At 41.7% G+C, this 10,955-nt stretch carries 13 protein-coding genes and 1 other annotated feature; all 13 genes read left to right on the forward strand.

The features are described from left to right. Positions 1–271: sigma-70 family RNA polymerase sigma factor (locus tag WB217_RS07070; protein WP_423991964.1), on the forward strand; the 271-nt coding region annotated here is incomplete at its 5' end. A 178-nt stretch (positions 272–449) separates the two neighbouring features. Further along, positions 450–1,229: an RNA polymerase sporulation sigma factor SigG gene (gene sigG / locus WB217_RS07075; RefSeq protein ID WP_335427762.1), complete on the forward strand. Its 780-nt coding sequence runs from the start codon at positions 450–452 to the stop codon at positions 1,227–1,229. Positions 1,230–1,390: 161 nt separating this feature from the next. Further along, positions 1,391–1,663 (forward strand): YlmC/YmxH family sporulation protein, encoded by a 273-nt coding sequence (locus WB217_RS07080; RefSeq protein WP_207498506.1) that lies wholly within the window; start codon positions 1,391–1,393, stop codon positions 1,661–1,663. Positions 1,664–1,722: 59 nt separating this feature from the next. Continuing rightward, on the forward strand, positions 1,723–2,559 hold the full coding sequence (gene pgeF, locus WB217_RS07085; protein WP_423991967.1) for a peptidoglycan editing factor PgeF: 837 nt from the start codon (positions 1,723–1,725) through the stop codon (positions 2,557–2,559). Further along, positions 2,560–3,246, forward strand: a complete 687-nt coding sequence (locus tag WB217_RS07090; RefSeq protein ID WP_423991969.1) for a YggS family pyridoxal phosphate-dependent enzyme — start codon at positions 2,560–2,562, stop codon at positions 3,244–3,246. 1 nt (position 3,247) lies between these two features. Then, on the forward strand, positions 3,248–3,688 hold the full coding sequence (locus tag WB217_RS07095; RefSeq protein WP_423991971.1) for a cell division protein SepF: 441 nt from the start codon (positions 3,248–3,250) through the stop codon (positions 3,686–3,688). A gap of 6 nt (positions 3,689–3,694) precedes the next feature. Then, positions 3,695–3,955, forward strand: a complete 261-nt coding sequence (locus WB217_RS07100) for a YggT family protein (RefSeq protein WP_423991973.1) — start codon at positions 3,695–3,697, stop codon at positions 3,953–3,955. Between the two features lie 152 nt (positions 3,956–4,107). Further along, complete coding sequence (locus WB217_RS07105) at positions 4,108–4,881, forward strand: RNA-binding protein (protein WP_423991975.1); 774 nt, start codon at positions 4,108–4,110, stop codon at positions 4,879–4,881. Between the two features lie 91 nt (positions 4,882–4,972). Continuing rightward, positions 4,973–5,494, forward strand: coding sequence for a DivIVA domain-containing protein (locus tag WB217_RS07110; protein ID WP_335375050.1), 522 nt, complete (start codon positions 4,973–4,975; stop codon positions 5,492–5,494). A gap of 49 nt (positions 5,495–5,543) precedes the next feature. Next, positions 5,544–5,786: a binding site (T-box leader), on the forward strand. A gap of 80 nt (positions 5,787–5,866) precedes the next feature. Next, on the forward strand, positions 5,867–8,626 hold the full coding sequence (gene ileS, locus WB217_RS07115) for an isoleucine--tRNA ligase (protein WP_423991977.1): 2,760 nt from the start codon (positions 5,867–5,869) through the stop codon (positions 8,624–8,626). Between the two features lie 334 nt (positions 8,627–8,960). Further along, the gene (locus WB217_RS07120) at positions 8,961–9,248 is read left to right on the forward strand and encodes a TraR/DksA family transcriptional regulator (protein WP_423991979.1); all 288 of its coding nucleotides are present in this window, start codon (positions 8,961–8,963) and stop codon (positions 9,246–9,248) included. A gap of 176 nt (positions 9,249–9,424) precedes the next feature. Continuing rightward, on the forward strand, positions 9,425–9,916 hold the full coding sequence (gene lspA, locus WB217_RS07125; RefSeq protein ID WP_335375047.1) for a signal peptidase II: 492 nt from the start codon (positions 9,425–9,427) through the stop codon (positions 9,914–9,916). Beyond that, the gene (locus WB217_RS07130; protein WP_423991981.1) at positions 9,888–10,799 is read left to right on the forward strand and encodes an RluA family pseudouridine synthase; all 912 of its coding nucleotides are present in this window, start codon (positions 9,888–9,890) and stop codon (positions 10,797–10,799) included. The genes lspA and WB217_RS07130 overlap by 29 nt, the downstream gene beginning before the upstream one ends. Positions 10,800–10,955 lie beyond the last annotated feature (156 nt).

A 10,955-nucleotide genomic window follows, 5' to 3' on the forward strand; every position in this document is an offset into this window, starting at 1 on the left:
ACTTCTTCTTTCAGATGTTCTCGGAACAGATGATGATATCATCACGAAGGACTTAGAATCGAATGTTGATAAAAAATTGCTTGTAAAAGCACTGCAGCAGCTGTCAGACCGAGAAAAACAAATCATGGAATTGCGGTTCGGACTTGGAAGCGGCGAAGAAAAGACGCAAAAAGATGTAGCTGATATGCTAGGCATCTCCCAGTCTTACATTTCACGCCTGGAAAAAAGAATAATTAAACGTCTTCGAAAAGAATTCAATAAGATGGTATAGCAATATAGGTTTTATCATTCGACGCAAAAAAAATTTTTTTCTTGCTTAACATTGATAATCTGCGGTTATTCTGGCGGTTTCTTCCTTTTGTCTGCCAGCCACCCGGTAAATAGTGCATATTTTTCCTTCCTGCGGAGATACTGAATTTTGACAGCAGCTCCTGTGAGGAGGGAAAAGATTGACACGAAACAAAGTTGAAATTTGCGGTGTTGATACATCAAAGCTTCCCGTTCTAAAAAACGAGGAAATGAGAAAACTGTTTAGAGAAATGCAAAGCGGTGACATCACAGCTAGAGAAAAACTTGTGAATGGGAACCTAAGGCTTGTTTTAAGTGTAATCCAGCGTTTTAACAACCGGGGCGAGTTTGTCGACGATCTGTTTCAAGTCGGATGTATAGGCCTTATGAAATCCATTGATAATTTTGATTTGGGGCAGAATGTAAAGTTTTCAACGTATGCCGTCCCGATGATAATAGGCGAAATCAGAAGGTATTTAAGAGATAATAACCCAATCAGAGTTTCACGCTCGTTAAGGGATATAGCCTATAAAGCTTTACAGGTAAGGGAAAGGCTGATGAGTGAGGCATCAAGGGAGCCAACTGCTGAAGAAATCGCGAAAGTTCTTGAGGTTCCTCATGAAGAAATTGTTTTTGCGTTAGATGCAATCCAGGATCCTGTTTCTCTTTTTGAACCAATCTACAACGATGGTGGAGACCCAATTTTTGTGATGGACCAGTTAAGCGATGAGCGGAACAAGGATACCCATTGGATTGAAGAAATAGCGCTAAAAGAAGGAATGAGACGCCTGAACGAAAGGGAAAAACTGATTTTAAGGAAAAGGTTTTTCCAGGGAAAAACGCAAATGGAGGTTGCTGATGAAATCGGCATCTCACAGGCCCAGGTATCCCGGCTGGAGAAGGCGGCAATTAAGCAAATGAATAAAAATATCCAAAGCTAAAGCTGCCTCCCTGGCAGCTTTTTATTTTGCCATCGTTTCTCCATAAATCATACATCCTTTTTTCTTCTCATATATTTTATAGAAAGTCTTTTTAGCGAAATTGACGGAAATATAAAATTCGTTTGAAATAAATTGTTTGAATACAATCCGGGGGGATCTGAATGGTTAAGGTGACTGAATTCCAGGTGAAAGATGTTGTGAATGTTTCTGATGGGAAAAGGCTTGGGAATATTGAGGATTTCGAAATCAATTTAAATACAGGGAAAATTGAAGCGGTTGTCATTGGAAGCTCCGGAAAGGTACTCGGCTTTTTTGGTAAAGAGGATGAAGTTATCATTCCGTGGAAGAACATTCTTAAAATCGGAGAAGACGTTATCCTTGTCCGCTACAGGGACAGTGGAGAATACATTGAACATGATGGAGGGGGACAATAGCCGTATCACTATTGTGTTAGGGGCTTGTTATGATAAACTAGACAAAAATAGCGAGAGGTATGAAAAAAATGGAACCATTCGTCTTAACCAAAAAAGAATATTTTTCCATTAAAGAGTGGATGGACCGTTATTCCGACCTTGAAGTTGGTTTTACGACGAAAAATGGCGGTGTCAGTGAGCAGGTTTTCTCTGGATTAAATTTTGGATTTCATGTTGGAGATCAGCAGGATGCTGTATGTCAGAACCGCCTCCTGCTGGCAAATAAGATTGACTTTCCACTTGAAAACTGGGTTGGTGCTGAGCAAACCCATGAAATTCACATCGAGAAAATTTCCAAAAACGATCAAGGAAGAGGCTCTGATGACTATGCTAGCTCTTTTTCTGGAACAGATGGTTTTTTAACAAATGATTCAGGGATATTGCTTACACTTTGTTACGCAGACTGTGTCCCGCTTTATTTTATCGAGCCGGATAAGAGGCTGATCGGTGTGGCCCATGCAGGCTGGAAAGGCACGGTCAACGGTATTGGAGCTGAGATGATTAGCAAATTTCAGCAAAATGGGGCAAAAATAGAAAAAATTTCTGCAGTAATTGGCCCATCAATATGCAAAAAATGTTATATTGTTGATGAGAGAGTGATTCTTTTAGTAAAAAATGTACTAGAAGGTGTCGAAAATTTACCATATAATCAAATTAGTGAAGGTCAATATTCTCTCGACCTAAAGGAAGTCAACCGGCAGATCCTATTAAAGGCCGGCGTAAAAAGTGAAAATTTATTTGTCACCGATTATTGCACAAGCTGCCACAGTGAGCATTTTTATTCTCACAGGCGGGATATGGGCAATGCTGGCAGAATGATTGCCTACATAGGGTGGAAGGAGGATAGCCGTCCATAAATGAAAGTATCCAAAAATCTGGAGGTTATCCAGAGTCAAATAGCAGAAGCCTGTGAAAAGGTCAATCGCAGTCCGGAAGATGTGAAGTTAATCGCGGTCACCAAATACGTATCGGCGGAACGGGCTCAGGAAGCCATTGAAGCTGGTGTTGTCAATTTAGGTGAAAACCGTGATGAGGGACTCCTTGAAAAGATTAGCCTTCTAAAGGACAAGCCCGTCTGGCATTATATCGGTACGCTGCAGACAAGAAAAGTAAAAAATATTATTGAACATGTTACATATATCCACTCGCTTGACAGATTGTCGCTTGCAAAGGAAATTGATAAGCGTGCTAGCGCTCAAATAAATTGCCTGATTCAGGTCAATGTATCTGGAGAGGAAAGCAAGCACGGATTAAAGCCTGAAGAGGTAGCGGGATTCATCTTTGAATTGAAAGATTACCCGAACATCCTTGTTAGTGGATTAATGACAATGGCTCCCAATACTAAGGACGAGCTGGTTATAAGAGAGTGTTTTAGAACACTTAAAAAGCTTCAGGGAGAAATCAAGGGTCTTAACCTTGAGTATGCTCCATGCACTGACCTGTCAATGGGAATGTCAAATGATTTTCAAATCGCAGTTGAAGAAGGTTCTACCATGGTCCGCATCGGCACTGCGCTAGTAGGTAACGAATCGGAGGTGCAATAATATGAGCTTAAAATCAAAAATTAAGACATTTTTTTTCCTGGAAGATGAATATGACTATAATGATGAGGAAATGCTCGAAGAGGAAGCGGAGCCATTTAAGCCAAGCAAGCAGCCGGCTCAGCAAAAGCAGAATGTTGTAAGCCTCCAGAGTGTGCAAAAATCATCTAAAGTAATCCTGATGGAGCCTAGGATGTATGCAGAGGCTCAGGAAATCGCTGATCACCTGAAAAATCGCCGAGCAGTAGTTGTTAACCTTCAGCGGATTGACCACGACCAGGCTAAGCGGATTGTAGATTTCCTTAGCGGAACAGTTTATGCGATCAGCGGTGATATTCAGCGTATTGGTATGAATATCTTTTTATGTACCCCGGATAATGTGGAAGTGACAGGGAATATTTCTGAACTGATGCAGGAGCGGGATCTTCAAGAGTCGAGGTGGTAGGAGTAAATGGATGTAGTAGTTGGTATTTTAGCTCAATTAATAAGTCTTTACCAGTGGGCATTGATTATTTATATTTTCATGTCATGGTTTCCGAATGCAAGGGAGACAGCGATTGGACAGTTTTTAGCTCGGATTTGTGAGCCATTTCTTGAGCCGTTTCGCAGGATCGTCCCTTCAATCGGTATGATCGATATTTCGCCGATTGTTGCTTTTCTTGTTTTGCGCTTTGCAGTTAGCGGATTAAAGCAATTAGCCATGTGGTTTTAATATTTGCAACTTTCTAGCAGGGTCTGAATCAGGCCCTGTTTATTTTCTATTAAGCTGTTTTCATTACTTTGCGGGCAGCCAATAATTTAAGAGCAATTTAACAGGAGCCATTGTAAGGTCAACTTTATGTTATTGTATAAAAGGAGATCAAAATGAATATATACCAGCATTTCCGTCCTGAAGAGCGGGAATTTATCGACCAGGTGATCAACTGGAAAGAATATGTGGAACAGAGTTATGCTCCTAAGCTGACCGATTTTTTAGATCCGAGGGAACAGCAGATCCTGACTACAATAATCGGTAAGCATCCTGAGGTGAAATGGGAGCTTTTTGGCGGAGCGCCAGGCGCAGAAAGAAAGCGGGCTTTTCTTTTTCCAGAATATATGGAAATCCAGAGCGAGGATTTTCAAGTAAAGCTCTTTAGAATCGAATATGCAAAGAAATTCATAAACATAGAACATCGACAGGTACTTGGAAGCTTAATGTCTCTTGGCCTTAAGCGAGGGAAATTTGGCGATATCCTGATTGAAGGTGAAACTGTTCAATTTTTTGCCGCAGAAGAAATAGCTGATTACATTCGTCTTCAGCTCGAATCGGTTGGAAGGGCATCAATCAATCTGACTGAGCTTCCTCTCGAGCAGGCAGTGGCAATTGATGAGGAATGGAATGAAATGAACGTAACGGTATCTTCTTTAAGGCTAGATACCGTCATGTCCTCGCTCTTTAATCTTTCAAGACAAAAATCACAGCTGCTCATCCAGCATGGCCATGTAAAAGTCAACTTCACGGCTATTGAGAACACGGCATTTGAATGTGGTGAAGGTGACATCCTATCTGCGCGCGGATATGGCCGTGCGAAAATTATCACAATTGAAGGAAAAACAAAAAAAGATAAATATCGAGTTATTGCCGGAAGGAAAAAATAATTATATAGTTATAGAAGAAGGATTTTTATATTTTTTGTCGAATCATTGCTTTAAGTACATATAGGATTATAACTTAATGGGAGGTGGCGTAATGCCTTTAACGCCGTTAGATATACACAACAAAGAGTTCAACAAAGGATTTCGCGGGTACGATGAAGATGAAGTAAATGAGTTTCTTGATCAGGTGATCAAGGACTATGAACTAATCATCCGTGAAAAAAAGGAGCTTGATGAAAGGCTCAACGAAATGAATTCCAGGCTCGGCCATTTTACGAATATTGAGGAAACCCTCAATAAATCAATCGTAATTGCCCAGGAAGCCGGAGAAGAAGTTCGCCGCAACGCGCAAAAAGAGGCAAAGCTGATCGTTAAGGAAGCAGAGAAGAATGCTGACAGGATCATCAATGAATCATTATCCAAGGCGCGTAAAATCGCGTTGGAAATAGAAGAATTAAAGAAGCAGTCCAAGGTATTCCGTACCAGGTTCAAGATGCTGATCGAAGCGCAGCTTGATATGCTGAACACAGATGACTGGGACCACTTGCTGGAATACGAACTTGATTCAACTGAATTAAAGACTGCACAGAGAGAAGAAGAAGATTCACTGGCTTGACGCAAGCGGGTCATTTCGCATATAATTTCATAACAAAGTGCAATACATGAAAGAAACGATGATAGGGACAGTACGGCTGTTCAAATGCTTGCCAAAAGCGAAATGGGGAAGGTGGAAGCCCATTGCGAGCGAGTAGCCTGAAAATCACCCTTTAGTTCCGAGCTGAACATTCGACCAGAATAAGTAAGCGCAGGCGTGACATTCGCGTTAAGAATGCTAAGAGGACAGAATGAATGATTCATTCTTGTCTATTTAGGGTGGTACCGCGGGAATAAACCTTCTCGTCCCTTTTCAGGGATGAGGAGGTTTTTTTTATTTTCCTGAACATCGCTATCATGATTGCCAGGGTAAAGAATAGGGAGGATTAATTTAATGGAGTACAAAGATACTTTGCTTATGCCGAAGACCGAATTTCCAATGCGCGGAAACCTTCCGAACAGGGAACCGGAAATCCAGGCAAAATGGGAAGAAATGAATATTTACGAAAAAGTGCAGAAACACACGGCAGACCGTCCGCTGTTCATCCTGCATGATGGACCGCCATATGCAAATGGAGACATCCATATGGGCCATGCATTGAATAAAATTCTTAAAGATTTCATCGTGCGTTACAAGTCATTGAGCGGTTTTTGTTCACCATATGTACCTGGATGGGATACACATGGTTTACCAATTGAACAGGCGCTTACCAACAAAGGTGTAAAGCGTAAAGAAATGACTGTCGCTGAATTCAGGAAGCTCTGTGAAGAGTATGCCTACCAGCAGGTCAACAACCAGCGCGAGCAATTTAAGCGCCTTGGTGTAAGAGGCGATTGGGAAAATCCATACATCACATTAAAGCCAGAATATGAAGCACAACAGATCAAGGTCTTCGGTGAGATGGCTAAGAAGGGATATATCTATAAAGGCAAGAAACCTGTTTACTGGTCACCTTCTAGTGAATCTGCTTTGGCTGAAGCGGAAATCGAGTACCAGGATAAGCGTTCTGCATCCATCTATGTTGGCTTTAAAGTAAAGGATGGAAAGGGCGTCCTTGATCAGGAGACGGAAATTGTTATCTGGACAACAACACCATGGACAATTCCAGCAAACCTAGGAATTTCTGTCCACCCAGACCTTTCATACGTAGTGGTTGAAGCAAACGAAAGAAAGTTCCTTGTTGCTGAAGCATTGCTAGAAGCAGTTTCGAACGAAATCGGCTGGGAAAATCCAGTAATCGATAAAAAGGTTGTCGGTAAAGAGCTTGAAGGCATTCTGGCAAGCCATCCTTTATATGATCGAGACTCACTCGTTATGCTTGGTGAGCACGTTACGACGGATGCTGGTACCGGCTGCGTACACACTGCTCCTGGCCACGGGGAGGATGACTTCTATGTTGGTCAAAAGTATGGTCTAGAGGTTCTATGCCCTGTAGATGATAAGGGTGTTATGACTGCAGAAGCGGAAGGCTTCGAAGGTTTATTTTATGATGAAGCTAACAAGCCAATCACAGAAAAGCTTGAAGAAGTTGGCGCGTTGCTAAAACTTTCTTTTATTAAACATTCATATCCACATGACTGGAGAACGAAGAAGCCAGTAATCTTCCGTGCGACTGCTCAGTGGTTCGCATCCATTAAAGATTTCCGAAATGAGCTGCTTCAGGCTGTTGAAGAAACGAAATGGGTTCCAGCATGGGGAGAGACAAGATTATTCAATATGGTACGCGATCGCGGTGACTGGTGTATCTCAAGACAACGTGCATGGGGTGTTCCAATTCCGGTTTTCTATGCAGAAAATGGCGAAGCGATCATTACTGATGAAACAATTGACCATGTTTCAAATCTATTCCGTGAGCAAGGCTCAAATATCTGGTTTGAAAAGGATGCGAAGGACCTGCTTCCTGAAGGCTTCAGCCACCCTGGAAGCCCTAACGGAACTTTCACAAAGGAAACAGACATCATGGATGTTTGGTTTGATTCCGGTTCTTCACATCAGGCAGTGCTTTTAGAGCGAGATGACCTCCAGCGTCCAGCAGACCTTTATCTTGAAGGTTCTGACCAATATCGCGGCTGGTTTAATTCATCACTTTCTACAGCTGTAGCAGTAACTGGCAAAGCGCCATACAAGGGAGTCTTGAGCCATGGTTTTGCTCTTGATGGCGAAGGCCGCAAAATGAGTAAATCCATCGGAAACGTCGTAGTACCTTCAAAGGTCATGAATCAGCTTGGTGCAGATATTCTTCGCTTATGGGTTGCTTCTGTAGACTATCAGTCAGACGTTCGTGTATCGGATGCAATCCTTAAACAGGTTGCTGAAGTGTACAGAAAAATCCGGAATACTTTTAGATTCTTGCTTGGCAATTTGTCTGATTTCAACCCAGAAACAGATGCGGTGCCGTTTGAGCAGCTTCGCGAAGTGGACCAATTTATGATGGTTAAGCTTAATAAATTAATTAAATATGTACGGAATGCTTATGATAACTACGAGTTTGCAGGCGTTTACCATGCGGTGAACAATTTCTGCACACTAGATTTAAGTGCTTTCTATTTGGATTTCGCGAAAGATGTACTTTACATTGAAGCCGCTGATAACACTGAGAGACGCGCGATCCAAACTGTATTGCACGAGAGCTTGCTTGCACTGGTTAAGCTGACTGCACCAATTCTTTCGCATACAGCTGATGAGGTTTGGGCATTTATTCCTTCTGCTAAGGAAGAAAGTGTCCAGCTGACTGATATGCCAGAATATAAAGAAATTCCGAATGCAAAGGCACTTGAAACAAAGTGGAATGCATTCATGAAGCTTCGTGATGATGTTCTCAAAGCACTTGAAGAAGCAAGGAATGAGAAAGTAATTGGCAAGTCATTGACAGCAAAGGTTTCTTTATATGTTAATGACAACACTAAGGAGCTTCTAGACTCCATTTCTGAAAATCTGAGCCAGCTATTCATCGTTTCAGGTTTTGAAGTGGCAGGCAGCTACGACCAGGCACCTGAGAACGCAATTAAGCTAGAAAATGCAGCTATCGCTGTAACTAAAGCTGAAGGCGAAACATGTGAAAGATGCTGGGTTGTCACTCCTGAAGTAGGCCAGGTCGAGGATCATCCAACACTTTGCCCACGATGCGCAACTGTAGTTAAAGAAAATTATTAGAATGATTAAAGCTCCGGGCTTGCCCGGAGCTTTTTTTACGAATGTCTTTTTCGTAATTCTTCCCAGAAAGCGAGTGCTTGGAGCGGAAATCAACAGACAAGTTTAACAAAGCCTTCAGAAAAGATCTCTACATGAAAAAGGTAAATAAAAACTGAACCAACTTACTAAAAAAGGCATAAAACCCTAAGTCAAAACACTCAACCATTTTTAGAATACCTTGAACAAACAAATATCTTCCACCTTCGGGAATTCCTGCAGTACATGTAAAAAGTTTTCCTGAGTCAGCATTATCCTTGGGGAAATAATAGCTGTAAACAGGAACGGGGGCAGATATATGGAAGGTAATCTTGATTACATTTACAATGAACTCCGTGAAACGAAAACAGAACTGTTAGCGTACCTGAATTCTGAAAACACCAATGAAAGGATCTTGCAGTATATCAATGCTGAACTTGATGATATCGATTCGGCGCTTCAGAAAATTGAAAATGGTGAGTATGGAAAATGTGAGATATCCGGTGAGATTTTGCCGCTAGAGATTTTGCAAAGTATACCTACAGCAAAATCATCATATGAAATTGCCCAGTTGGAACAATATTGCCGCAAGCCGCTTTATTCTTAAAAACCTCCACCTCCATATAAGGGGGTATGATTTCTTTCTGCAGTTCTAAAAAATGTAATTTTAGGATTAGTTAACATCCATAATCATTACCAGTCCTATAGAATATCTGTCGTTTTCGTCATATGTGTGCTAAAATGCAAAGGTAATGAATTGCTGTGAATGTGGAGGTTACCTTTGTGTTTTATTACATAATTGCACTTTTTGTTATTTTGCTTGACCAGCTGACAAAATGGATGATCGTTAAAAACATGGAACTTGGTGATAGCATCCAAGTTATTGAAAACTTTTTTTACATCACCTCTCACCGCAATCGTGGTGCAGCATGGGGAATCCTGCAGGGTCAAATGTGGTTTTTTTATGTCATAACCATCGTAGTAATTGTTGGCCTTGTCATTTATATTCAGAAAGCAGCTAAAGGAAAGCTCTTGCTAGGTGTTTCACTTGGCTTCATGCTGGGTGGAGCGATCGGGAACTTTCTAGACAGGCTGTTCCGAAAAGAAGTTGTTGATTTTATCAATACCTATATTTTTGGGTATGATTTCCCTATTTTCAATATAGCTGATTCTGCACTTGTTATAGGTGTAGGTTTGCTGATGATTGATATGATCAGGGAAGAGAGAGAGGCGAAAAGAAAAGCTTATGGAGAAAATGGAACACATCATCAGTGATACCCAAGCTGGTGACAGAATAGATAAAGTAATATCAACGCTTGATCCTGAATGGTCAAGAAGCCAGGTGCAGCAATGGATCAAGGAGGGCAATGTCCTTGTTAACGGTGCTCCGGTAAAAACAAATTATAAATGCAGCTTTGAGGACAGGCTTGTAATCAGCATTCCTGAACCAGAAGCGTTGGATGTCGTACCTGAAGAAATGAATCTTGAGATTTTTTATGAGGATCAAGATGTCCTTGTTGTGAACAAGCCTAAGGGAATGGTCGTTCACCCTGCTCCAGGGCATTTGACAGGAACGTTAGTAAATGGCTTGATGGCACACTGCAAGGATTTATCAGGGATCAATGGCGTCCTGCGTCCGGGAATTGTCCACAGAATCGATAAGGATACTTCAGGTTTGCTTATGGTTGCCAAAAATGATTTAGCTCATGAAAGCCTCGTAAACCAGCTTGTTGCCAAGACTGTAACCAGGAAATACAAGGCACTCGTACATGGCAACATCCAGCATGATTTTGGTACGATCGACGCTCCGCTTGGCAGGGATACGAAAGACCGCCAGAGCATGACGGTTGTTGATAATGGTAAGCATGCCGTTACTCATTTTAACGTATTGGAGCGTTTCAAGGATTTCACATTTGTGGAATGCCAGCTTGAGACTGGACGTACACACCAGATCCGCGTCCATATGAAATATATTGGATATCCGCTTGCAGGGGACCCGAAATACGGACCTAAAAAGACTCTTGATATCGGGGGACAGGCTCTTCATGCGGGACTCCTGGGCTTTGATCACCCAAGAACTGGTGAGTACATCGAATTTGAGGCCCCGCTGCCAGCTTATTTCGAAGAGCTTTTAAATGATATAAGAGAAAATCATTGACAAAGTTCTACAATTATCTTAAGATGACTATAGTTTAATAAGTCCTTTAAAGACAGTCCCGTGAGGCTGAGAAGGAAACGGATTTGCAACAGGCATGCCTTCATGCTTTGCTGCATATGAACCAGTCGTTTACCCTCTTGCCTTATTAGGCAAGAG

This window comes from Mesobacillus sp., from assembly GCF_049588175.1.
In the GTDB taxonomy this organism is placed as follows: Bacteria; Bacillota; Bacilli; order Bacillales; family Cytobacillaceae; genus Mesobacillus.